General features: G+C 63.2%; 24 protein-coding genes. 8 read left to right on the forward strand and 16 right to left on the reverse strand.

The features are described from left to right. Nucleotides 1–331: 331 nt before the first annotated feature. The gene (locus tag TZ53_RS17550) at nt 332–1,339 is read right to left on the reverse strand and encodes a TraU family protein (protein WP_044663128.1); all 1,008 of its coding nucleotides are present in this window, start codon (nt 1,337–1,339) and stop codon (nt 332–334) included. A 96-nt stretch (nt 1,340–1,435) separates the two neighbouring features. Between TZ53_RS17550 and TZ53_RS17555 the strand changes: the two genes are divergently transcribed. Together TZ53_RS17555 and TZ53_RS17560 are read left to right on the forward strand one after the other, a co-directional pair. Next, nucleotides 1,436–1,744, forward strand: a complete 309-nt coding sequence (locus TZ53_RS17555) for a type II toxin-antitoxin system TacA family antitoxin (protein WP_044663129.1) — start codon at nt 1,436–1,438, stop codon at nt 1,742–1,744. A gap of 27 nt (nt 1,745–1,771) precedes the next feature. Next, entirely contained in the window at nt 1,772–2,296 is a 525-nt protein-coding gene (locus TZ53_RS17560; protein ID WP_044662118.1) for a GNAT family N-acetyltransferase, read from the forward strand. Between the two features lie 29 nt (nt 2,297–2,325). Here the strand turns inward: TZ53_RS17560 and TZ53_RS17565 are convergent, their stop codons facing one another. The 11 genes from TZ53_RS17565 to TZ53_RS17615 all read right to left on the reverse strand — a co-directional run bounded on the left by TZ53_RS17565 (nt 2,326) and on the right by TZ53_RS17615 (nt 11,176). Further along, nucleotides 2,326–2,961, reverse strand: a complete 636-nt coding sequence (locus TZ53_RS17565) for a conjugal transfer protein TraW (RefSeq protein ID WP_044662119.1) — start codon at nt 2,959–2,961, stop codon at nt 2,326–2,328. Then, complete coding sequence (locus tag TZ53_RS17570) at nt 2,951–3,187, reverse strand: hypothetical protein (protein WP_044662120.1); 237 nt, start codon at nt 3,185–3,187, stop codon at nt 2,951–2,953. The genes TZ53_RS17565 and TZ53_RS17570 overlap by 11 nt, the downstream gene beginning before the upstream one ends. Continuing rightward, on the reverse strand, nt 3,184–3,513 hold the full coding sequence (locus TZ53_RS17575; RefSeq protein ID WP_044662121.1) for a hypothetical protein: 330 nt from the start codon (nt 3,511–3,513) through the stop codon (nt 3,184–3,186). The genes TZ53_RS17570 and TZ53_RS17575 overlap by 4 nt, the downstream gene beginning before the upstream one ends. Continuing rightward, nucleotides 3,513–6,032: a TraC family protein gene (locus tag TZ53_RS17580; protein ID WP_044662122.1), complete on the reverse strand. Its 2,520-nt coding sequence runs from the start codon at nt 6,030–6,032 to the stop codon at nt 3,513–3,515. The genes TZ53_RS17575 and TZ53_RS17580 overlap by 1 nt, the downstream gene beginning before the upstream one ends. Next, on the reverse strand, nt 6,029–6,664 hold the full coding sequence (locus TZ53_RS17585) for a TraV family lipoprotein (protein WP_044662123.1): 636 nt from the start codon (nt 6,662–6,664) through the stop codon (nt 6,029–6,031). The genes TZ53_RS17580 and TZ53_RS17585 overlap by 4 nt, the downstream gene beginning before the upstream one ends. A gap of 32 nt (nt 6,665–6,696) precedes the next feature. After that, nucleotides 6,697–8,079: a TraB/VirB10 family protein gene (locus TZ53_RS17590; RefSeq protein WP_373886318.1), complete on the reverse strand. Its 1,383-nt coding sequence runs from the start codon at nt 8,077–8,079 to the stop codon at nt 6,697–6,699. Next, entirely contained in the window at nt 8,076–8,843 is a 768-nt protein-coding gene (locus tag TZ53_RS17595; protein ID WP_044662125.1) for a type-F conjugative transfer system secretin TraK, read from the reverse strand. The genes TZ53_RS17590 and TZ53_RS17595 overlap by 4 nt, the downstream gene beginning before the upstream one ends. Next, on the reverse strand, nt 8,827–9,462 hold the full coding sequence (locus tag TZ53_RS17600; protein WP_044662126.1) for a TraE/TraK family type IV conjugative transfer system protein: 636 nt from the start codon (nt 9,460–9,462) through the stop codon (nt 8,827–8,829). Before TZ53_RS17600 ends, TZ53_RS17595 begins: the two co-directional genes overlap by 17 nt. Before the next feature lie 8 nt (nt 9,463–9,470). Beyond that, nucleotides 9,471–9,737 (reverse strand): type IV conjugative transfer system protein TraL, encoded by a 267-nt coding sequence (locus tag TZ53_RS17605; protein WP_044662127.1) that lies wholly within the window; start codon nt 9,735–9,737, stop codon nt 9,471–9,473. A 126-nt stretch (nt 9,738–9,863) separates the two neighbouring features. Then, the gene (locus TZ53_RS17610; protein ID WP_373886337.1) at nt 9,864–10,166 is read right to left on the reverse strand and encodes a hypothetical protein; all 303 of its coding nucleotides are present in this window, start codon (nt 10,164–10,166) and stop codon (nt 9,864–9,866) included. Nucleotides 10,167–10,393: 227 nt separating this feature from the next. Beyond that, nucleotides 10,394–11,176 carry a DsbC family protein gene (locus TZ53_RS17615; protein WP_044662129.1) on the reverse strand — a complete coding sequence of 261 codons (783 nt, stop codon included), beginning with the start codon at nt 11,174–11,176 and terminating at the stop codon, nt 10,394–10,396. A gap of 588 nt (nt 11,177–11,764) precedes the next feature. On the opposite strand from TZ53_RS17615, the gene TZ53_RS17625 reads away from it, so the two are divergent. The 6 genes from TZ53_RS17625 (at nt 11,765) to TZ53_RS17645 (ending at nt 16,220) form a co-directional block, all read left to right on the forward strand. Continuing rightward, complete coding sequence (locus TZ53_RS17625) at nt 11,765–12,184, forward strand: hypothetical protein (RefSeq protein ID WP_044662131.1); 420 nt, start codon at nt 11,765–11,767, stop codon at nt 12,182–12,184. A 237-nt stretch (nt 12,185–12,421) separates the two neighbouring features. Then, the gene (locus TZ53_RS17630) at nt 12,422–12,841 is read left to right on the forward strand and encodes a helix-turn-helix domain-containing protein (RefSeq protein ID WP_044662132.1); all 420 of its coding nucleotides are present in this window, start codon (nt 12,422–12,424) and stop codon (nt 12,839–12,841) included. 9 nt (nt 12,842–12,850) lie between these two features. Beyond that, nucleotides 12,851–13,483, forward strand: a complete 633-nt coding sequence (locus TZ53_RS17635; protein WP_044662133.1) for a GntR family transcriptional regulator — start codon at nt 12,851–12,853, stop codon at nt 13,481–13,483. Between the two features lie 123 nt (nt 13,484–13,606). Continuing rightward, a complete protein-coding gene (locus TZ53_RS26880; protein WP_137709742.1) occupies nt 13,607–13,741 on the forward strand; it encodes a benenodin family lasso peptide in 135 nt (44 codons plus the stop codon). Nucleotides 13,742–13,806: 65 nt separating this feature from the next. Beyond that, nucleotides 13,807–14,463 carry a lasso peptide biosynthesis B2 protein gene (locus TZ53_RS17640; RefSeq protein ID WP_082718614.1) on the forward strand — a complete coding sequence of 219 codons (657 nt, stop codon included), beginning with the start codon at nt 13,807–13,809 and terminating at the stop codon, nt 14,461–14,463. After that, a complete protein-coding gene (locus TZ53_RS17645; protein ID WP_044662135.1) occupies nt 14,463–16,220 on the forward strand; it encodes an asparagine synthase-related protein in 1,758 nt (585 codons plus the stop codon). The genes TZ53_RS17640 and TZ53_RS17645 overlap by 1 nt, the downstream gene beginning before the upstream one ends. A 76-nt stretch (nt 16,221–16,296) precedes the next feature. Here the strand turns inward: TZ53_RS17645 and parT are convergent, their stop codons facing one another. The 4 genes from parT to TZ53_RS17665 form a co-directional block, all read right to left on the reverse strand. Then, on the reverse strand, nt 16,297–16,782 hold the full coding sequence (parT, locus tag TZ53_RS17650) for a type II toxin-antitoxin system Prs ADP-ribosylating toxin ParT (RefSeq protein WP_044662136.1): 486 nt from the start codon (nt 16,780–16,782) through the stop codon (nt 16,297–16,299). Further along, complete coding sequence (parS, locus tag TZ53_RS17655) at nt 16,779–17,258, reverse strand: type II toxin-antitoxin system Prs ADP-ribosylating antitoxin ParS (RefSeq protein ID WP_044662137.1); 480 nt, start codon at nt 17,256–17,258, stop codon at nt 16,779–16,781. Before parS ends, parT begins: the two co-directional genes overlap by 4 nt. An 87-nt stretch (nt 17,259–17,345) precedes the next feature. Further along, a complete protein-coding gene (locus tag TZ53_RS17660) occupies nt 17,346–19,427 on the reverse strand; it encodes an Atxe2 family lasso peptide isopeptidase (RefSeq protein WP_044662138.1) in 2,082 nt (693 codons plus the stop codon). Beyond that, entirely contained in the window at nt 19,427–21,997 is a 2,571-nt protein-coding gene (locus TZ53_RS17665) for a TonB-dependent receptor (protein ID WP_044662139.1), read from the reverse strand. The genes TZ53_RS17660 and TZ53_RS17665 overlap by 1 nt, the downstream gene beginning before the upstream one ends. Nucleotides 21,998–22,045: the final 48 nt, after the last annotated feature.

Below are 22,045 nucleotides of genomic sequence, written 5' to 3' on the forward strand. Positions count from 1 at the left end.
CGGAGCCGGAAAAGGGGGCAAAGCCCGACCATGTCGGGTGGTGCCGACAGGCATTGGAAGGCGGCCTTTCCGTCGTTGATGGTCAGCACGGCCAAAGCGGGCGAGGATTCAGGCAGAGGGGGGTATCCTCGCTCGCCGGGGGTACATCTGGCCGTGCTGACCTTCTCCCCGTGCGTTTCCAAAGCCGCACGGGAAGAATCGGATGATGGAGCGGCGCCGGATGGCGACGGTGCCGCTCCGCCCACGTAGCGGCCGACCGGGCCAACATGGCCTTGGCGGGCAGACCGGGCAGGAAGGCGGGCCGCTGTGGGACAGGGGGGAAGGGTCTGGCTCATGGGGTGGACACCCCCGCGCAGCAGATCACCTTTTCAAAGGACATGAACTGGGCATTGTCCTTACCTGGCGCATGTTTGGCCGAGGACCAGAGCGCGCCGGGACGTCCGATATTGACGCACTTGCCGCCCTTGACCGGTTCCATGATCTGGAGCTTGTAGCGGCTCTTGGTCCAGATCGGCTGGGCCTTGAAGGAGCAGCCGTCGGCAGAACTGATGGTGAGCGCACCCAGGCGCCCCATCATGAACGTGCCTCTGGCAGCAAGACCCGCCCAGGCCTCGACGCTGTCGCCAAAATGGATGTCGCCCGCGACCGGATAGGTGGCGCCCCAGCTCCCCATGCACCAGGAGAGCGGGTCGATGACCTTTCCCGCGGCGGCCGCGGCGCTGTCGGCCATGCAGGCAAGACCCGCGGCGGGATTGCCGAAGAGAATGCCTTCGGGCTGGATGATCGCGCCCAGCGTTCCCGATTGCCAGGTCGGCAGCACTTCGGTGATCATGGCGACGTCGAACCCGTCATCCTCGATACAGGGGAGGTCGGTGAACATGTCGAGCATCTTCCAGACCGGCGAGATGTAATAGTGCATCTGCGCGAACATCTTCTGGCTGTTGGTGCCGTCGGCGATCGAGGACTGGCTGCCCTGAAGCCTGCCGCCGGTGGGGAGGAGATCGGCGCCGATCGCCATCATGCATCCCGGCTCGGTCACGACGTCGATCATCCGGTTGGGCGACCAGAAGCTCACCTTCACGCCGAACCAGAAGGTCGCGCCCTTGCGGCAGGCGCAAAGCGGCTTGGACGCGGACTGGGCATCTAGCTCCTTGTCGAGCTTGTCGAAACTGCCCACCCGCACGCCGCCGATGGTGATCGGGAAGATACAGTTCCACCGTACCTTGGTGATCGGATTGAAGATGGTGCCGGCTTCGCATTTGGAGGCGTGGGCGGGCGCGGAGGTGCCGCCGGCGGCCAGCGCCAGTGCGAGCGGAGCGATGCGCGTGAAGAGGATCAGCCTCGCCCGGCGTCGAGAAAGTCCTTTGATCAAACTTGAAATGTGCGCCTTAAAGGCGTACATATTGCGATAGACAGGAATGACGAGGTTTTGGCGATGCAAGCGTTTGAGGACGTGGCGGCTGCGGTCAACGAACGCAGCACGGTCCGCATGAATTTTCGGACCAAGCCTCATATCAAGCAGGCGATCCAGCAGGCCGCCGCCTGGTGCGGCGTGGATGACTCCGCCTTCGTGATGAACGCGGCCTATAAGGCGGCGCTGGAAACCATCCAGACCCATGAGCGGACGATCGTGAGCCGAAAGGATTATGATGCGATCCTCAACGCGCTTGAAAATCCTGTCCCGCCCTCGGAGGCTTTGCGGGATGCCTTCGCGCGTCACGACCAGATGATCGAAAGCCGGTAAGAGCGCACTTTCGTGATTGAAAAGGGAATGGTGATCGAGCCGCTCGATCCTGCGCGGCATGATCGCGCTATTTTTGCGTCCGGCATCGAACAGGTCGACAATTATCTGCGCAAGACGGCTGGCAAACTGGCCCGGGCGGATAATGTCCGGGCCTTTGTGCTGTTGTCGCCGGACGGGGAACTGATCGGCTTCTACACCCTCAATGCACACAGCGTCGATTATGGGCATCTGCCCGCATCCTTCACGCGCAGCAGGCCGGGCCATGGTCAGATACCGGCAGCTTTCATATCGATGATCGCTATCGACGCCCGGCATCAGGGAAAGGGCCTTGGAAGCCTTCTCCTCGCCGATGCACTCAAAAGAATTGGCCGTGCCTCCAGGGACGTCGGCATCGCGGTCGTGCTGCTTGATATTCTTGACTGTGGTGACCCGGCGAAGGTCGAGAAGCGCAAGCAACTCTACATGCGGTACGGGTTCCAGCCCTTGCCCGACATTCCGCTGCGGCTTCACCTTCCTGTCGCGAGAATTCACGCCTTGTTGGACATCCCGTAGCCTATCGCTGAGCGCTTCGTTCATGGGGGTCATCTCGCCGCTCCTTCAGGCGCGAGGCGGCTGTTGAGAGCATATTCGGAAAGCACGAGCTTTTTGCCCTGCTGGGCGACGATCACCGGCGCGACAGTAAGGCCGAGCCGTTCCTTGACCCGTTCCTCCAAAATGAAGAGCGGCCGCCCGCTGCGCTCGGACAGGTCGAGCGCATCGCCCGCGGTAAGCAGGATGAAATCGGTAAAGCGCGCCTGCTTCAGCGCCCAGCCGAGATCACGGGGATGGACGATGACGAGGCGCTGGGGCAACGACACATAGTCGAGCGGGTTGAAGGTGAAGCCCTTGGGGTAAAGCAATCGGCCATCGGGCAGGCGGATATCCTCCTCCACAGTATAGAAAGGGACGAGGCTGCGGACGCGGTCGACCCTGGCCTGCCTCAATGGCGCCGCCTGGAGCGCCGACCAGTTCGAGCGTGGGCCGAGCCGGGAAGCAAGGCTAGGCGCCCTGGCAGCGCGGGCCTCGATCTCCGCCATGGCGTCGGGCTCGGCGATCGGCCAGGTTCGGCCGATCGTGGAGGTCGCGGCCATCGCCGGCTCATGGCAGGCAAGGGCGAGCATCAGCGCGCCGATCAGCGCATGGCGGGCGCGATGGGGATAGCGCGGCTCAATGTCCATGGCGCCGCCTCCACCAGGGTTCGCCTTGTCCGTTCTCGCCGCGGATGGCGCAGATGAGGGCGGTGGCGCCAAGGACGCCGCACGCGAGCAGATAGGCCTTGAGGCTGGCCGGAAGGCCGTCCGCCGCGTCGAACACCAGCATCGTCTGGACGAGCAGCATGAGCTGCGTTCCCACCAGCAGGCGGATCGGTCCGGGCGCAGGTGCGGGGTCAAGGATGCCTCTCATCTTGCCCGCCACCAGGCACGCAAGCGCATGATCCCCTTGTCGATCGCGCCGGTGAGGCCAATGAGAAGGATGCCGCTCGCAAAGCAGCCGGCGGCGACCATGACGGCGGCGCGAAAGACGAGGAGGGGCGGCTGATGGAGCGCGAGACCCGCGGCGCCGACGAGCAGCCCCAGCATCATCGTCTCGATCGTGATCAGGCGGAAGCGCCAGTAGAGCGCCTGCGCTTCGGCCTTGGCGGCGGCGCGCCGCTCGATGAAAGCTTCGAGCGCCGGATCGGGTTCAAACTCGAACCGGGGATGGCTCCTGTCGGTGGAGGGCTTGCTCATCACAGCGCCTCCCCGTTGAGGGTAGACCCAAGGATCTCGGTCGCTTCGACGCCTGCCAGGTCGCAAATCGCTTCGAGCGGCGATCTTCCGCTACGCAGCCGCGCCTCGAACGCCGCCACCTCCTGCGGCGCGCTGGTGTTGATCCAATAGGAGAAGGGATCGACCACGAGCCGGGCGATGCCCAGACCCAGCGGCGAGTCGATGAAGACTTCGGAGTAATTGGGCTTGTTGTTGCGGACCGATTTCAGGAGATCGAGGACGAAGCCCGAATAATCGAGGATCTTGTTCTCGACGGCCCGGTCATAGGTCGACCCCTGGAGGAGGAAGCGGGTGGCGGCATTTTCGAGGATCACCTGTCCCGTGCCGCCGAACAGCAGCAGGTCGTTCATCGACTGGAGGACGACGCCAAAACTCCCCTGATATTTGCGCGCGCGCCTGTAGCCCTGACCGAAGACCTCGGCGAGGCGGGAAAGATCCTGCCCGTCGGTGCGGGTCATGAACTGGGCAGCTTCATCGCACAGGACAAAGCGGGGCCGGTCGCGTGCGGAAAGATAAAGCTCCTGGGTGACCGCGTTCACCACCACCATCACGATCACGTTGAAGAGATCGGGCATGGCCTTGAGGCGCTCAAGCTCAAGCACGACGAACTCGTCGGCGGAAATGTCGAAGGTCGAGGGGCCGTTGAAATAATGGCCATAGGCGCCCGAACTGGCAAAATCGCGCAGGTTGAAGGCGAGTTCGCGGGCGGTAGGGATGAGGTGATCGACTTTGTCGAGATCGCTTGTTGCATAAGCGGGATAGGCGCCCAGCCAGTCACGGACCGCATCGATGCCAGCCTCGGCCCGTCCGCTGTCGATCGTCCACTGGACCGCGGACTTGAGCAGGTTCCATTCCGACGTGCTGACGCCCTTGCGAGTTGCGGCATTGGCCATTTCCGCGACGATCGCGACCGCCATGGAGATGGCCGACTGGCGATCGTCGCCGTCGAGCGCGAATCCCATGTCGAAGGGATTGAGGACGAGATGCTCCTCGCCAATGTCGATATATCGCCCGGAGCAAAGGGTGCAGAGCTTGGCGTAGCTTCCGCCGATATCGATGATGCGGATGAGCGCGCCTTGCGCATAATATTGCTGGCAGAGGTTATTGAGCAGGAAGCTCTTCCCTGCGCCGCTCTCGGCCGAGACGATGAAATTATAATTGTTGATGCGCGGGTCGAAGAGATCGAGCGTGATAAGCTGGCCCTTGCGCCCGGCATAGAGGAGGGCGGGGCGGCCCCCGCCGCGAAAGTCGGTCTGCACCGGAGCCAGCAGCGTCGCCGCCTTGGCGGGCATGGGCAGATCGCGCTCCAGCATCTTGACCGTGCGCCGGTCGGGATAGAAGCCGAAGGGCAGGGCCATCGGCAGCAGCACGGGATTGAGATAGCTCTCCTCCTGCATCATCCAGGGGAGCGGTTCGCTTTCCCAGAGGCGCTTGGCGCGCGCCGCCATCTCGCGGGCCTGCGCGCTGTCCCGACCGAAGACCCAGATGACCGGGATCACCGAGACGAAGCGGCTGTTGCCCGCCTCGTCGAGTACCCAGCCAATTTCCTCGATCTGCTTGCCCACCTCGACCGCGAAACTGCCGGCGGCCTTTTGCGCGGAGAGGATCTGCGCGCGCTTGTGGATCTCGAAGCTCGAATGATCGAAGAGGATGTTGAGTGTGTAGAGGAAGGGGCCGCCTATCTGGTCACTGTCCTCGGATGCGCCACGCATTCCGCCCAGGAGGCGGTTGCAGCGCTCGGCGGTGACGCGCCGGGCCGGCGACTTGGGTGTCAGGCAGCGCGCGACCTGGTCGCCGAGGAACAGTTCGGGGCCATCGAAGACGAGATCGGGGCCGGCATCGATCAGTTGTTTGCGCACCGGGCGCGCGGGCATATCCTCGCTGCCGCGGGCGAAAACACCCGGAGCCGCCGAGAACACGCCGTTGAAGATGCGGCGATAGAAGGTGACCAGCGCTTCGGGCGCGAGGCGGGCGATGCCGAGCTTGGAGAGCTGCTCTTCGATTTGACGGCGCAGGTCGGCCCCGAGCGGCTTCCTCGTCTTGATCGAGAGGAGCAGGCGGAAATTGTGCAGCGGAATGCCGTGGAGGGCATCAAGCCCCTGCGTCCCTTCGCGGAGATAATCGCGGGTCCGGCGCGCCGAGGCCTGGATCAACGGATCGGGCCGGGATTTGAGATCCAGGAAGGCGTCGAGCGCGTCGTCGATCAGCGGATCGGCAAAACAGTGAAGCTGGACGACGGTGCCCGGCGCGAAGTGGATATTGAGGAGGCCGAGCAGCGCCTGATGGACATGGGCGAAAAGATAGGCCGACGGGATGAGTTCCCAGGCCTGGCCCCAGCCATCGTCGATGCAGAGAAATGCCTCTTCTTCCTCGACCCAGGCGACCATCGGCAGAAAGTCGGAATAGGCATCGCGCGAGACGCTCTGGCGCAGCCGCTCGAAGGTCATGCCGCCGCCATGGCGGGTGCCGGGCGCCCTCATCGGCCCGACTCCTGTGGCTGTTCCTGTGGCGACGCGGGAAGGTCGCTCGTCTCCATGGGCGCGGGCTTGGCTTTCACCTGTTCGAGAACGGGTACGCGGGCCGCGGGATTGACGGGGGTCACCAGATAATCGCCGACCACCCATTGGGGCTTGTCGAGGATCGAATAGACATAGCGCGGCATATAGAGACGGTCGGGCCGCTCCCGGTCGGCATAGGGGAGGATGAGCGTGCGGATCGTGCGGCCGGGGCGCAGCATCGGCGTCACCGGCGCCTCGACCAGGCCCTGAAGCTCGCGATAGACGCTGTCGCGATAGCCAAGATAGGGCGTGGCGGCCTTGCCCCGGGCGCGTCCCGTCGATCCGTGGGACGCGGCAGCAGCGCTGCCTTTCAGGATCTTCTTGTCGTTCGTGACATTGGGATCGGACCGCGACACCGCGCCGGCGACCGCATCCTCATAGGCGCGCTCGGGGTGGATGCACTGGCCATGGTCGCTATTCTTGCAGCTGAATTTTTCCGGGTAGGGCGACATGACCGATCCGATGGCGGTGCAGGCCGGCAGGGATGCAAGGATCAGCAGCGGGGCGCCGGCGCGGCGCAGGGGTGAAGCTGACGAGAAAGAGAGTAGCGGCATGGGCGTGTCTCCTTGTGTGAGGCGCGGGCGCATCAGAATTTGCTCCCCGCTGTCGGTTTGATCTCGAGGGCGACGCCTTCCTGGATCACCACGACCACATCCTTGGCGGCGCCCACCTCGACGATGGGACCGGCCTGGCGCGCGAGATCGAGATAGAAGTCGGTGAGCTTGTCGGAGGACTTGGAAAGGCCGCCGGCGATGCCGGACTTGGCCGCATCGCTGGCGTCGAGCGACCGGACGGTGCCGAGCGCGGAGACCGAGGTATCGCCAAAGGTGTTTTCGACGCTCTGGCTCATGCCTGAGATCGTGCCGGCAATGAAGCTGCGGGCGAGCGCGGCCCCGGCGCGGGTGACGACCCGGCCCGACAGCCCCTTCTTCCCGTCGGTGTCGACGAAGAAGCCCTTGATCGGCTGATCGACCACCGAGCGTTCGTCGAAATCGACGCAGGAGAGGGAGACGAGCTGGACCTCGACCCGCTCCTTGGCGAGGCTGCCGGTCGCATTGCCGATGACGAAGCAGCCAGAAAGGTTCGCCTTGACATCATTGGGCAGCACGGCGGGCGCCTGGACACGGGCGATCAGCGGTTCCGGGTTCGAGGTCGCGTCCCGGCTCGCCAGCGCGTCGATCCCGGTCAGCAGCCGCGCCTTCATGAAACCAGGCGGCAAATAGATCGTCCGGGTCTTTTTTTTAACGCTTGTTGCCCCCTTGTCGCCCGCGTCGGCGGTGAGCGCGGCGGTTGCCGTTCCGATCGAGCCGACCTGGCGCTCGACCGGCGGGGCGGGCGGCGCGGGACGGGCAGACGGCACGGGTGGCGGTGGCAGGCTGCCGTCGGCGCTTTCCAGCTCATGCGCGCTGGGGCTTGGCGGGAAGGCCGGGATGTCGCCGGGCATGGCGCTCGGCAGGTCGCCTTCCGCCGCGTCCGTCGAGGAGCGCGCGCCCGGGGCGATCTTGCCCTCCTCGATCGCGGTGACCCGGTCGCCCAGCAGCGCCTGGCCATCGAGGATTTTCTTGAGATCGCCCCGCACCTTGGTCTCGAGGCTGTCACCGCGAAGGCCCGCGCCCATGTCGAGACGGGAGGCGGCTGGTGCTGTCGGCGCTTCGTCCTTCGATCCCGTCGAGGCCGTGTAGAGGCCGTAGCCGAACATCGCGATCACCACGCCGACGCCGGCCTGCCGGGCGCGCAGCTGCTGCTTGGCGCTCAGACTCGCCCAGCGGGCTTTCAGGTCGAGGAGCGCGGGGCCGCGACCTCCATTCTGCGCGCCGCCGTCCTTTGCGTTGTCACCAAGGCCTTCCTTCTTGGGCGGGCGGGAATAGCCCTGCATCCCGGCATGTCTCCGCTGGGGGGGCGCAGGCGAAGCGGGATCACCGCTACCGGCACCTGTGTTGCCGGGGGTTTTGTCGTCGGCGCCACTCACAGCGCTTCTCCCCGGCGCAGCAGGATGAGCCGTGCGCTCTCGCCGGCGCGGAGAGACAGGCGATCGAGGGTGACGCTGAAGATGCGTGCGCCCATCGCAGTGCCAAGGAACAGCCGCTCGTCAATCTCGGTATCGGCGCTCGCCTCGATCCAATATTCCGAAGCCGAAAGCCCCGTGCCCTCGATTGCGATGCGGCGGCGCTCGGTAATGCGGATCGCGGGCGCGGCGCTGAGCGCAAGCAGCCTTGGCGAAACGGCAACCTCGGTGAAGCTGGCCGGCACTTGGTCCTGGAGCATCGAGAGGGTGATGGAGACGGCGCGCTCTTCCTCGACCAGCGGCCCCAGCAATTCGCCATTGGCGCGGGCGCGCTGGCTGGCGCCGGGCGCAAGCGTCACGGTCTGGGCAGGAATGTCCGAGGGCTCGGCATAGAGCGGATAGCTCGCGCCGTTGCAGGTCACGAAGAATTCCGAAGGGGCCGTCACATAGCTGCGGGTCACCTGGCCCGCATCATCGCTTTCCTTGACGAGGAATTTGACCCAGGCGTCGGCCCCGGCCTTCTCGACCGCGATCGCTTTTTCGGCGGAGAATTTGACGTCCTCAATCTCGCCGCCCTGGCAGACGAGATGATTGATGTCCCGGTTGGAGAGGCGGATGCTGCTGGTCTGGTCGGGCAGAGCCATGATGGTTTGCGCGAATGTCGGGACAGGAAGACAGGCGGTGATGAGCGCCGCGGGCGCGCAAAGGCGCTTACCGAAGTTCGGCATCGAAATTTTCCTCGGCTAGAGACAGGAGCCAGAATCGGCCGGCATCGATTGTGTAACGGATGCGCAGATTGCCCCGGAACTTGCGGATGACGCCGCCGATGACGCGCACCTTTTCGACCGGCACCAGGATCTGGCGGTCGGTCCAGGTGACAGGCTGGTCGGGCCGGATATAGGTCGCGATCGAGAGCGTCGGATTGTTGGCGAGCTCGTCGAGGATCGCGTTCAGGCTGTCGCGGATGCCATTATAGGCGGTGGGGTGGACGATACTGAGCAGTTCCTGAAATTGCCGGTCGGCCGACAGCGCGGAATAGGTGCCCGAAAGCGCCACGATATTGCGCGTCATGGTGCGTAGATAGGCGGGCGAGGGCTTGCCACCCGTCACATAGAGATCGCCGCCGGCGCCGAAGGGGACCACGATCGTGCGCTGGTTCTGGCTCGTCGTATAGAGGGCGATCCCCAGGACCGCGGTGATGCCGAACAGGCCCGCGATCGAGAATTTGAGGAGGCGGTTCTCCTCGAAGAGGTTGGATGAGCCCTGGAGATAGCGATGGATGCCGAAGCTGGAGGGCTTATCCAGCAAGGGGTCGCTGGGCTCTCGGGCGGATGATCTGCCGAACATGGGATACCTCACTCGCAAAAGCGGGTCTGGGTCGGGCCGGGGTAGCGGGGGAGCTTGAGCAGCCCCCAGCGCCAGGCGAGATGGGGCATGAAGCCGCGCGGCTTGGTCCGCTTCCAGGGAATGAAGAGGAGAAGGACGCCGAGGAGCGACCAGCCCACATATCCGCCGACGATGACGGCGACGAAGATGGTGGACACCACGACGATGAACTCCTGCGCGTCGAACCAGAGTATCTGGACCGGCTTGTGCAGAAATTGGGGAAGTCTCTCGTCCACGTCCTTCTCCCTTGCTTCATCACGCCTCGACCAGGCGTGATTGTTACAAGGAGCGACCATCCGCTCCCCGTATCCGGCGTGGACCCGGAACATGAGATCCACGCCAGTCCCTGTTTCAGGCGGCTCTCAGACCATCATGCCGAAGGTCTGGAGGATGGAATCCGCCCGGATCAGGCAGACGGCGGCGACGATCGTCGGGATGCCGATCATGATGTTGGAAAAGAGACGGCTGACCCCGAACAGAAAGGCGGCCACCCCGCCCACGAAGCCGAGCGGCCCTTTCACCCCCTGGTTCACCACGATGTCGTAGATATCGTAGCCAAGGTCGCCGGCGGCCGGCGCCTGGAAGGCGTGGGCGGCCGATGCCAGGGTCATCGCGATAAGCAGGGTTCCCACGGCATCGGCCAACGCAAACGAGAGGCTGCGCATCCGGTTCCGGGATTGGGCAGGCAGTGAGGCAAGTTTGAGCATGGCTTTTCTCCAGGCAATAAGGAGCCTCCCCATGAAAATGCCTGCCGGCACCGACATGAGAATCGTTGACGGCCAGCGAAGGGATGGGTGGCTCCTTGGAAACGGGGCCCTGTCGCCGGCATCTGTTGCTCAGGGAACGGGCGCTTGTTCGTCCGTCGCCGTGAGCCCGCCAAATTTGGGGGAAATCAGCTGGGTGGCTTTTTTGGCGCCCGCTTCTCATCGAGCCAGGCCTCGATCTCGGCCTGCTGGAAGCCGGAGATGGCGCGGCCATCAAGGATGAGGGTCGGCGTCCCCGATATGCCCATGGCTTTGACGGCCTGCGCATTGGCGGCGACGCGTGCCGCGCCCTCCTTGCAGGTGGCGAGCGGTTTTGGCGCCTCTCCGGCATAAGTGGCGCGGAAGGCGCCAGCCTGATCCTTCGAGCAGAGGATATGCTCGGCCTTGGACGCGGCTTGCGGGTGGATGCCGCTCACGAAATAGATTTGCCGACGTACCGGCTTTCCTTCGGCGGCCTTCGCCGCCCAGAAGCGATCGAGCGCGCGGCAATAGGGGCAGTCGGGATCAGTGAACTCGATGACGGTCGGCGCGCCCGGCGGTCCGATGGTGAGCGCCTGGGAAGGCTCGAGCGCGCCCAACTTTTTTTGCGCGCTCGCATCCTGGGCGAGGGCGGTCAGATTGACGCCGTTCTTGTCGTAAATGGTGGCGAACAGCAGATGGTCGCTCTGCGGCGCATAATAGAGGATGCGGCCGCCGGCGCTCGCCTGGAACAGCGGGCCCTTGACCGGCGCCGGCCCGAAATCCTCGAACTGAAGATTGGCAAAGCTCTGATGAAGGCTCTGTTCGGCGGCGCGGGCTGCCGCGGCAAGGTCCGCCGGTTCGCCCGGTTGCGGCTGTGCCATCGCAGCACCGGGAAGGAGGAAGGTGGCGCAGGTGAGGACTGCGGAAAGATTGCGGGAAGGCCTCTTCATCGGGCTATCTCCTTCAGGGGCAAAGCGGGGGAGTTCAGCAGGTCCGCATCAATCCTGACCCTGGAGCCCAGCTGCAACGAACGACGCGGTTCGACTGGGGAAGTGGCGTCTGCGCGAATGAAGAAATCTCCGTTCGCCTGCGCTATGTCGAGATGCCCCAACGGGAGCGCTGCCGCAGTTCCGGCGCTTGGGTGCGCCGCTCCGCATGGGTTCGCGATCAGGCCGGACAGGAACAGTCCAGCCACGATCGCCGGTTGATTGGCCGACATCATCATCGTCTCCAATGCATGACGAAGCATTGCGCCTCGTGTGGGTCTCCATGGGTTGGCGGTGGACGCTCAAACTGGAAATCGGATCTGTGCCTCGTCGCCCCATGTCGGGATGAGCCGGTGGTGCGCCAACCTTGCGGGCATCCGCAATGGGCAGGGCACTGAGATGCCGAAACCGGCACTGAAGTACCGGAATCGGCATCTCAATGCCGATTTCGGCATTTCAGTGCCGATTTTTTGATCAGGAAACGCCTTCAAATTCGCGGATGCCCGTCAGTAGCATGGGGGTGGTCGCGCGAATCACAAAAGGGGTTGAGCCATGGTCGGCAACCGATCGAGGACCTACAGATTGTACCTGTCGAGCGAGGGCACCGACCTGTTCCTCGCGTGCCACTATCGATTGGCGCGGATCGCCAGGAGCTTCATTCCCTATGGCGCGACGCTATCGGTCGCGCTTCTGCTGATGGGGTCCGTGGATACGGACGAGCTCGTCGCGGAACTTACCATGCCCTCGCTCAAGAAGTTGGTGGGGAATGAAGAACATTATGTCGGGGCATCGGCGCAGCTGAAGCCCTTTGCCGGCGCCATTCTCGAACGCGTCGCCGCCTCGGACCATATCGATGCGCGCCCGACGGTCGCGAAACTCCATGTCGCCGCCATTGCGATCATGGCGGCGAGCGAGGATCGGGCTCTGGCGCGGGCCTTTCGACGGCTTCCCGACACTTTTCGGCAAGGCTGACCGGGCGTCGAACAGCGCGTCAGGCCGCTTTTGTAGGGCGGGCCTCCACCATGAGTTAGGGTGGCGACGCGGCATCTCTTCTTCAATTCGGGTAATTTGACCGTCTGTCTGCGGACCCAAGCGGCTCGCCAACTGTCAAAATGGTACCGATAAAATTTGACCGACGGCATATTTCACCCAAATCTTGGGTCATCGGAATGTGCATGGATGCTTTGAGACGCGATCAGGGAGGACCTGATGACCTCATCTCAAAGCGGCGCCTTTGAAGAAGGGGCGTCGATACTGGCCGAGGTCAAGTCGATCTCAGGTCGCCGCATTGAAGAACGGCGCAGGCGCCATCGCATTACGCAAGAGCAACTTGCCGCCGATGTCGGGATCGGTGTGCGGTGGCTCAGGGAAATCGAATCGGGCAACCCGAAGTCCCGTTTCGATGACCATATCGCCTGCGCCCATGCCCTCGGACTGTCGGCGGCGCATCTCCTCATCCCCATGATGTTTCTGGAGCATCACATGCACTTTCCCCGCCATTTCTTTCTCGATGACATGCGCGACCTCGAACAGCTCTGTATCGAATTCATCTCCGGTCTGAACCTGCGGACTTTCCTCAAGCCGGCCGACGGCGGGCGCGGTCCGACCGGCACCGGCTCATCGGCATAGGCAGTCCGCATGGCGCCGGAAACCGTCATCGCCGATCGCGTCTATCGCGAACTCAAGCTGCTGATTCTGCGCGGTGACCAGCCACCGGCAGCGCCGCTTGTGGTGCTGGCCCTCGCGGAGCGCTTCGGGACCAGCATCGCGCCGGTTCGCGACGCGCTCCATCGTCTCGTCGGTGAGCGACTGGTCGCGATGCAGGGCGGAGGCGGCTTCGCCATGCCGCCCCTGACCCGGCAGCGAGCCTATAATCTCTACAGTTGGCACCGAGACATTGTCGAAGCGGCGCTCAAGGTCATGGTGAAATTCGAACGAATCGAACAGCCGCCAGCCTTTCTTGACGATGAGATAGCCGATCCCGTACGCATTGCCGCTGCCAGCGCCGATCTTTTCACGCAGATATGCGCCTGTTCGCCCAATGACGAACATCTTGATGCGGTCAGCATCGTTGGCGAACGTCTTCACACATTGAGGCTGTGCGAAAGCGTGGTGAACAGGCAGGCTCAGGAATTGCGGGAATTATGGACCATCGTCTGCGAAGGAAACAGACGCGCGATCCGAAATGCAATCTCCCACTATCATAAACGTCGCCTGGCGCGTGTAGACCAAATCGTGAGCGCTGTGCTTCTGGCGTCAATTGCGGACTGAAATTCTCCATCCATTTGCAAGCTTATAAGCTGTCAAAATGGCACCTTATAAGATCGGATATATGGCTTTCCTTCAATAGCATCAGTCCTGCCGCAAGACTGCGGTGAACTGATGGAGATGAAGATGAACAACATCAACGAGCATGAAGACAGCGTCGTCGATCTCGGCGTCGCATCGGTCGAAACGAAGGGCGCAGCGCTCGACGATTCCGACAATATCGGCGGCCAGGTCCGCCAGCTCGGTATCGCCGACGACTGACCAAGGGGCGCGCGCCGGAGGGCGCGCGTCTTTTTCATGATGGCCGCAAGCGTCGGAGAGCCGAAATGGGATACAGGTTGAGAAATGGCCTGTCCTTCTGCGTGACAGGGCAGCGCGCGATCTTCCTCGATGTCGCGGCCGACCGCTATTTTGGCCTGCAGCCGCAATGGGATCTGGCGTTCCGGCGGCTTGTCATGGGCGAGGCGCCGGGGTCCGACCTCGGCCATCTGGTCGCTTCTGCCATTCTCGTTGAAGACGAGGAAATCGACTGGCCGCCGCAGCCGGTTTCCATTCCCTGCGCGTCGCGCGAAGTGCCGCTTGATCCCGCGACGGGATCGATGGGGCAGCGGCTCGCTTTCATCCGAGCGCAGATCAGCGCGATCATTCGCCTTCGCGTCCGGGAGTTCGGCGTCATCATCGCGCAGATCGAGCGGCGCGCGCGTTGCGTCGAGATCGACCATGCCGGTCGCGCGGACCTGGAATGGACAGGCTGGGCTTCAGCGTTTGCCGCCAGTAACTGGTTGCTGCCGCAAAGGGGCCAGTGCCTGCCCCGCTCGATCGCCTTTCTCGAGGTCCTGCTCGCCGCGGGCCTCAGCGCAAAGCTGGTCATTGGCGTCAGCGCATCGCCCTTTTCCGCCCATTGCTGGGTGCAGGCCGATGACATGGTCCTCAACGATCGGCTGGAGAATATCCGGCCCTTCGAGCCGATCCTGGCGATCTGATGCTGGGGCGCTACCTGATCCTGATCGACTGGAATGAAGAGGCTCTGCCGCGCAGGCAGGCGTTCGTTCAGGAGCGCACGGGTCTTCGATATTGCACGCGCATTGGGCAGGCCATCATCTGGACAAGCGCGCCCGACCTTGTTTTGCTGCTGCCTGACGGTTCGGGCGGGGTGATTGGAACGCTGTTCCCGCGCCATGGCCCGGCCTTCCCGATCACCATGGAGGACAAGCAGTGGCAGGAGGAGATGCGCACCGGCGCCGTCCTGCCGACACTGCGCGACCGATATTGGGGCGGCTACATCCTCTCTGCGGAAGGCGAGGGAATGATGGAACTCGCGCGAGATCCCGGCGGTGCGATGCCTAGCTATTTTCTCCAGATGCCGACGGGCTGGGCCGCGTCGTCGGATGTCGATCTTCTGGTCGAAGCCGGCCTTTTGAAGCGCGCCATCGCCTGGGATCAGATCCCGCGATATTTGATCGCGAAGGACTTGCCGAATAGCGCGACGGCGATCGAAGGCCTCCACGAATTGCTGCCCGGCACCTCCGTCCTGTTGAAGCCTGGAGAGCAGGAAGTGACGCGCTTCTGGTCACCCTGGGATCATGTCAGGGAAGCCGAACAATGGGACAGCGAGGCGGCGGCTGAACGCCTCCGCAGGACCATTGATCATTGCATCGCTTCCTGGGCCTCGACCTCCAGCGCGATCCTTTCGACCCTTTCGGGCGGGCTTGACTCCTCGATCGTCACGGCTGGCCTGTCGAGGGCCGGGACGCCGTTCCAGTGCGTCACCCTCGTCACCGAAAATCGCAACGGCGACGAGCGGGATTATGCGCGCGCCATGGCCGCGTCGGTCGGTGCGCCATTGCTCGAAGGCTTCTACGATCATGGCGATATCGACCTCTCCCGTTCGGTCGCGAGACATTTTCCCAAGCCCATCGGGCAGATCCATGAGGTGGCCTATCATGCCCTCGTCATGCGCCTGGCGCGCGGTTGCGGGGCGGATGCCGTCCATACCGGAAATGGCGGCGACAATATCTTCTACAACAGCAGTTCGGTCCGCCCATTTTTCGATTGCATCCATGCGCGGGGCATCGGTGGCGAGGCTTTCGCCACGCTGCGCAATATCGCGAAGGTGACCGAGACGTCGTTTTCGACAGCGGCCTGGGAAGTGCTGCGCGCAATCCCCCATATGCGTCGGCCCTACAAATGGGTCCGCAATGGCGAGGCCATCGCCGATGATGTGATGGCGGATTTGCAAGCCAAGCCGTTGCGGCACCCTTGGCTCGATGAGCAACTGCGCTCGCGTCCCGGTAAATCCGGGCAAATCGCCTTCCTCCTGCGGGTCCAGAACCATCTTGAAGGCTATCTGCGCGAACATGGGATGCCGATGGTCAACCCCCTCATGTCGCAACCGGTGGTCGAAGCGGCATTGGCCATTCCGACCTGGAAAATGCTTGAGGGCGGGCGGGATCGTGCCATCGCGCGAAGGGCCTATCATGATCGCCTCCCGCCGCTGGTTCGGGACCGGCGGCGTAAGGGAAGTCCGAGTGGCTTTGCGATGGAGGTGATCGAGCGCAACCACCATGAAGTGCATGAGCGGCTGCTGGACGGCGAACTCATGCGTCGGAAACTTCTGAACGGCGCTGCGATCGACGCAGCGCTGGCGCGGGGACCGGCCATGGGATTGAGTTATGTCCGGCTGCTGACCCTGCTCGATATGGAGGCCTGGATCGCGCGCTGGAACGGGGCTGGCGGTTGAACCGCCAATGACGAGGAGTCCGGGCATCGAGTGTCAAGTGCGCAAGCGGACTGATCGGTAACGCTGCCAGAGAAGATCACGCCTTGCGGATCATCCTTGGATCATAGAGCCATTTGCGCACCTTCCGGGCCTTGATCCCCTTGGCATCGGGGTGCGCGGGATTGATGAGGAGATTAGTCTCCTCTGGCACAATGACGGAAGGGACGAGCAGCAGCGCTGTCCTTTGGCTCTGCGCCCATTGCGATCCGAATGAGATGCTGACCCGTCCCGCCGGTTCGGCATCCCAGCCGACCGGGAGATTGCCGGGTGTCGCGACCTCCGCTGATGCCAGCACCTCGTCCGGCACCTCGATTTCGACGAGGTAGCGATTGAGCGGCAACCCACCCGAGTTCAGATGAACGACCGTCTCCAGGCAGGCGAGTGCCCGGCTGCTCGCCGCATAGACGATGGCGACGCCGACCTCATTCCACCGGCCCCCGGTGATCTTGGCGCCGGCGCCTGACAGGTCGTCCGCTTCATAGGTCCTGGCGTCGGTTGCGATTCTCCAAAAGCTTGTCGTCACGCAAAGGCGCCGCTCTGGATTTGCGCAAGGGCGCGGGACACGACGGCCTGTCCCTCCATCGTGTCGAGAAGATCGATCGGATTGACGCCTCCCAGCGCCGGGAGAGGCTGACGCAGCCAGGACGAGAGCCATTCGGGCGCATCGAACCCATCCGTCTCGCCCGATTCCTCGACCATGTCTTCGAGCTGGCCGACCAGTTTTGCAAGGCCCAGAACCCGTTCACTGTCTTCCGTCGAGAGCGGCTGGTTGTTCGCCGCCTTCTTGTTCACCGTGGCCGTCTTGAGATTGAGCGCGTCGAACATGACCTTCTGGTCCACATGCAAGGCGGCGATGAAGCGCTTCAGGTCGCTGGCCGCCACGCCCTTCTTGATGACGCCGATTCGATCGACCGGCGAGGCACGGTACAGCGCCTTATAGGCAAAGGGGGGCGTGCCTTTCCCCTGCGCCTTGCGCGCGCCAGTTTCGAGTTCGGACATGGCAATGCTCCTTTGAGCATTTATATAGCTCCTTTGAGCGTCATTCGCAAGGAAGGCGGTGGAGGCAGCCATGCCATCGGTCGCCCATCAGCTGCCGACCGGCCGGTTTTCGCCGACGGCGGCTTGATCCTGTGCCGCCCGCCGCATCTCGGCCCAGCGATCGACTTCGGGCGCATCGTCATCCGAAGGGTCGGGACGCTTACCCCTCAGCCAGAAATCGAACCATCGCAGGTTCCGCTTGTAGATGCCCGCCCGATGAGCGGGGTGACGCTTGATGTGGACCTCATCGGGGAAGACGTAGAGATCGATCGGGTGTTTCGCGGCCCGCAGAGCCCTGACTGTTTCCAAGGCCACGAGATATTCGCCGTCGGCGGCCTGCATGAGGATCGGAAAGGCGACCCGCGAGGCGTTGCGGGCGAGCGAAATGTCTCCCCACATTTGCGGCTTGTCCTCAGGGGAGGCAGGCCAACCGAGGCTTTCATAGTGACGCTGGAGGGAAGGCCCCAACACCCAGGTTTGAGAGGGCTCCCAGCAGCAGCCGCTCACCACCGCGGCCTTGAACAGACTGCTATGCAGCGCCGCATATTGGACGGTCGTCGATCCATCGCTGAGCCCGGTGATGCCGATCTGTTCCGGGTCGGCGACCCCGGCGTCAATGAGCTGCCTGACCTTCGTTTCGATGGCGGACAATATGCTTCGCCGCTCCATGAAGCCGTCATTCTGCCGCCGCTGTCGCTCTATCGATGGGAGGCCCAGCCCGTAAAGCGGGGAGCGCGGCCGCTGGACGTTTAGAACCAGATATCCGGCGCGGGCGAAGAGCTGGACGGGATATTCATCGCCCGTACCGCCTCGAAGGAACCCGCGGCTCTCATATTGCACGACGATGAGCGGGTAGCGGCGTCCGGGTTGATAGTCGGGCGGATAGACGAGATCTCCGAAGCATTCGATGCCCTGATCGTTCTTCCAGAGCAATCGTTCGACCTTGCCAAGCTTCAGCGTCCCAAAGGCCGGGTTCGGGTCAAACAGAGGGACGGATTTCCCGGTGCGCAGGTCGATACGACTGAGATAGCGTGGGTGGGTCGAGCCTTCCCGCCCACATAGGACATCATCGTCGATCGGCTTGCAGTCGATGAGCAGATCTGATGTCGCATAGAGCCTGTGGGGTTCGGCCGAACCGACCTTCCATTCATAAATCGCCATCTCATTCTTCGCCCAACCCTCGCGCCGGACGTAGCGCACGGCGCCTTTGGAAGAGAACCAGGGCGCACCTTCCACCTCGGTACAGGCGCTGCTTTCGCAGCGGCTTTCCTTCCCTGCCGGACCAGCGGCGATATGATCGAACCCTTTGTCATCCCGCACCGTTGTCGCGTGAACGCCCTTTGCGGCTTGCGATTCCGCGATCGGTGCCGTCAGCAACGCTTTCTCTTCATCACTGGCCGCGCGGATGTCACCGTCACTGATGCGTACCGCCTTGTAGACATAGGCGGGGCGGCCTCCTGGAAAGGGCCAGGCCGAGGCGAACGGAAAATAGCGATCATCATAGCGCAGCCCCGAACGGGATTCCCGGCGCAGAGCCGTTGCCTGCGCGGAACCGTCGCGGACCTTGTAGATGATCATGCTTCCATCGCGACTGAAGCGGAAATCGACGATATCCTGCGGATCGGCGCCGATGGTCCGGGCTTTCAGCTTCTCATCCCACAGGCGGAGCTGCAGCCGCCCGTCGATGAATTTGAGATAGGCGAGACGCTTTCCGTCGCCTGACCATCTCGGCGTGATCAGTTGGGTGATGCCCGATGGGAAGCCATTTGTTCCGTAGAAATCTTCGAAGCGAAAGAAGGCGACGCCCGGCCCGGAATCGATCAACGTCGAGTTTCCGTCGCGATCCACAAGGGTGATGCCGGTACAATAACTGTCCCCTGCCACGCTTGCGCGTCGGACACCGACCGCGACCCTTCGATTGTCCGGTGACAGCGTGAAGAAGGAACCGGCTTCCATCGCGGCATTGGGTCCAAGATCCAACGTCTCGATGAGGTCGCGATCCGCGATGGGACGAGGGCTGCCGGCTTGTGCGTCGGGCTGCAGGATGCGGGCGCAATCTTGTGATGCAGGTGCGGCCGGGACTGCGGCCGCACCTGCCCCGGATATGCTCAGAACAAGGGAAATGAGCATTACCAAGCCTTTGAGACGGTGAAGCTCAGGAGGCGCCCGATGCTGGAATAGTTGGTGGCGTCATAGGTCGGGTTGGTTGCCGTCGCGCGGATGGCCGAGGGCTTCTCATTGAGGATATTTTGCCCGGAAAGCAGGAAGGACCATCCGCCCAACAAGCCGCTCCCCTCGGGTCCCCAGCTGATCGTGGCGTCGATCGAGTGGAAGCCCGAGACCTTGTAGGTCGTCGTGGTTCGCGTGTCGTCCGTACCGCCGATATAATTATAAGCGAGGTTTGTCCCGATCGGCCCACGCTTCCAGCCGCCGCCGGCGCGACCGCGCCAGCGCGGCGGGTTGAAGATCCTGCCGGCCTTCACGATCGTCGGCTGACTCGCGCTCAATTTCTGATCGCTCTTGAGATAGCTGCCGCTCGCTTCGAGGTGGAACTGATTTTCTCCTGCCGAAAATTCATAGGAGGCGGAGGCATCGACGCCTCGGATATGCTGCCTGGCGGCGTTCTGAAGCTGGTTGAAGATGATAGCCGCCAGATTGGCAGGGTCGTAAGCGCCGCCTGTCTGGTTCTGGACGCCCAAAGGGAGATTGGCCGTCGCCGCCAGAACCTGTTCCAGGGTTGGGTTGAGGAGGATGAGGTCGGCATAATCAGCTTTGAAGGCCTGGGAGCTGTCGGCGATCGGGCGAACCACGCGGTTTTTGTAACGGACATCGAAGTAGCTGGCTTCAAGCCGCAGGCCGGGGATGCTTTGAGGCTTTGCCTCCGCCGTCAGGGTCAGGGTCGTCGCCTTTTCGGGTTCGAGATCCTTGCTGCCGCCGCTGATCTGGAGGACATTCCGGCTGGTTGGCGGGGAGGGGAGATAATAGGCCGGGAACAGGAGCACACCCTGCCGGACCGTGTTCTGTTGGCTCAGCGTCGGCGCCTTGAACGATTTTCCCCAGGCGCCCTTGAGCATCAGGTCGCTGATCGGCTGGTAGCTGATGCCGATCTTGGGGGTCGCAAGCCCACCAATATCGTCATAGCGCTCATAGCGAACGGCACCCGAGAACTGGAGCGATCGGATCAGGGGAACCGCGTTGCGATCGGCGACCAATGGCAGGAAAAGCTCGCCATAGGCGAAGGTTGCCGTCTGGCCATCATGATAGTTGAGGAGGGACGTGGTTGCCGTTGCGGTGACGCGCCTGATCGATGCGTCGAGGCCGTTGGAGCGAAGGCCCGCGCCGACCGCGAGCCGCGCATCGCCTCCCGGCAGAGCGAAAAGCGGGCCTTCGCCGCTGAATTCGGCCGACCATAGATCATTCTTGTACCGGACATGGTTCACGGCCGAGGCGGTGCCTCCCGAATAGATTTCCGCGATGATCTTGCTGTCGCTGATGGCGCGGGTGGCGCGAGCCGTGACTTCCCAACCCGCGGGTAGCCGAAACTTGACCGAAGGGCTGATGGAATAGCTCTCGATATCGGGGCGGCTGATAATGCCGCTTTGCTTCACATCGCCCGTGTTTGTGAAGGGAAGGGCGGCCACAGACTTGTGCCGGTTGTAATGAGCGTCGATCTCAAACTCGATAATGTCGGCCAGCGACTGGTGACCGGCCAGGACCGCGCTGACTTGCCGTTGCGAGGGGAGCAGGGTGTTGCTGGCCTGGCGTGACCGCATATAGGAGCGCTGCGATGCCGTGATGTCCGTCGCTTTGTTGAAGTCGCCCGCGATCATGAATCCGCCACTGTCCCAGCGGCGGCCGGTCACGGCGCTATATTGCTGCTGGACGTCGCCGCCGTCAGTGGCGGCGCCGAACCGAGCAGTCGTCAGCAAGCCGTCATAGTCCCGGCGGAGCAGGATGTTGGCGACGCCGCCCACCGCGTCGGACCCATAAAGAGCCGATGAACCGTCCGCGACGATCTCCACTCGCTCGATGGCTGCCAGGGGGATCGCGGAAATGTCAATCCCCTGGCTTACTGCATCATATGCGACACGATGGCCGTTCAATAGTGTGAGCGTGGCATCGGCGCCGAGGCCCCGCAGGTTGAGGGTGGAGGAGGATGTGGTGTTTTCCGAACCGGTCTGCACGCTGGAGATGACACCCGGGTTCTGCCCGCCGCTGAAATTCTGCGGAATGCTGCGGACAAAGGAGCCAAGGTCCGTATAGCCGAGTTCCCCGATCTTCTCTCGGGAAGCAGCGATGACCGGAGACATGGGCTTTGCGCCGCGAATGCGTGAGCCAGTAACGAAGAGCTGGTTGTCCGCCGCGCCTTCTACCTCCTCGCGCGACGGCGTTGCTCGCCCCCGGAGGTAAATGGTTCGCCCCCTGATGTCCGCATTGAGGCCGGATTGTGCAAGCAGGGCGGTGACGGCTTCCTCGACCGTGAATTCGCCGGTCAGCGCGGGCGAGCGGCGTCCCTGGAGCGACTTGGGATCAGCCACGAGCTGATAGTCATTTGCCCTGGCGATGGCGCGCAAACCCGCGCCGAGTTCCTGGGCCGGCAAATCATAGCTTTTCTTCGCTTCCTGCGCCGCAGCCTGCGGCGCAACCATGCTGACGCAGATCGCGGCGCTGCCCAGAAGCGCAAACTTTCCCATACCCATTTTCTGCCCCCTTGATTGGTCCGCCTCTTTGCGAGGCTCAAAACCAGA

The organism is Sphingobium sp. YBL2, from assembly GCF_000943805.1.
Classification (GTDB): domain Bacteria; phylum Pseudomonadota; class Alphaproteobacteria; order Sphingomonadales; family Sphingomonadaceae; genus Sphingobium; species Sphingobium fuliginis.

Coding starts and splice junctions, on each gene's coding strand:
- TZ53_RS17555 (WP_044663129.1), top strand. CDS start 1,436: ATGCAAGCGTTTGAGGACGTGGCGGCTGCGGTCAACGAACGCAGCACG.
- TZ53_RS17560 (WP_044662118.1), top strand. CDS start 1,772: ATGGTGATCGAGCCGCTCGATCCTGCGCGGCATGATCGCGCTATTTTT.
- TZ53_RS17565 (WP_044662119.1), bottom strand. CDS start 2,961: ATGGACATTGAGCCGCGCTATCCCCATCGCGCCCGCCATGCGCTGATC.
- TZ53_RS17570 (WP_044662120.1), bottom strand. CDS start 3,187: ATGAGAGGCATCCTTGACCCCGCACCTGCGCCCGGACCGATCCGCCTG.
- TZ53_RS17575 (WP_044662121.1), bottom strand. CDS start 3,513: ATGAGCAAGCCCTCCACCGACAGGAGCCATCCCCGGTTCGAGTTTGAA.
- TZ53_RS17580 (WP_044662122.1), bottom strand. CDS start 6,032: ATGAGGGCGCCCGGCACCCGCCATGGCGGCGGCATGACCTTCGAGCGG.
- TZ53_RS17585 (WP_044662123.1), bottom strand. CDS start 6,664: ATGCCGCTACTCTCTTTCTCGTCAGCTTCACCCCTGCGCCGCGCCGGC.
- TZ53_RS17595 (WP_044662125.1), bottom strand. CDS start 8,843: ATGCCGAACTTCGGTAAGCGCCTTTGCGCGCCCGCGGCGCTCATCACC.
- TZ53_RS17600 (WP_044662126.1), bottom strand. CDS start 9,462: ATGTTCGGCAGATCATCCGCCCGAGAGCCCAGCGACCCCTTGCTGGAT.
- TZ53_RS17610 (WP_373886337.1), bottom strand. CDS start 10,166: ATGCGCAGCCTCTCGTTTGCGTTGGCCGATGCCGTGGGAACCCTGCTT.
- TZ53_RS17615 (WP_044662129.1), bottom strand. CDS start 11,176: ATGAAGAGGCCTTCCCGCAATCTTTCCGCAGTCCTCACCTGCGCCACC.
- TZ53_RS17625 (WP_044662131.1), top strand. CDS start 11,765: ATGGTCGGCAACCGATCGAGGACCTACAGATTGTACCTGTCGAGCGAG.
- TZ53_RS17630 (WP_044662132.1), top strand. CDS start 12,422: ATGACCTCATCTCAAAGCGGCGCCTTTGAAGAAGGGGCGTCGATACTG.
- TZ53_RS17635 (WP_044662133.1), top strand. CDS start 12,851: ATGGCGCCGGAAACCGTCATCGCCGATCGCGTCTATCGCGAACTCAAG.
- TZ53_RS26880 (WP_137709742.1), top strand. CDS start 13,607: ATGAACAACATCAACGAGCATGAAGACAGCGTCGTCGATCTCGGCGTC.
- TZ53_RS17640 (WP_082718614.1), top strand. CDS start 13,807: ATGGGATACAGGTTGAGAAATGGCCTGTCCTTCTGCGTGACAGGGCAG.
- TZ53_RS17645 (WP_044662135.1), top strand. CDS start 14,463: ATGCTGGGGCGCTACCTGATCCTGATCGACTGGAATGAAGAGGCTCTG.
- parS (WP_044662137.1), bottom strand. CDS start 17,258: ATGTCCGAACTCGAAACTGGCGCGCGCAAGGCGCAGGGGAAAGGCACG.
- TZ53_RS17660 (WP_044662138.1), bottom strand. CDS start 19,427: ATGCTCATTTCCCTTGTTCTGAGCATATCCGGGGCAGGTGCGGCCGCA.
- TZ53_RS17665 (WP_044662139.1), bottom strand. CDS start 21,997: ATGGGTATGGGAAAGTTTGCGCTTCTGGGCAGCGCCGCGATCTGCGTC.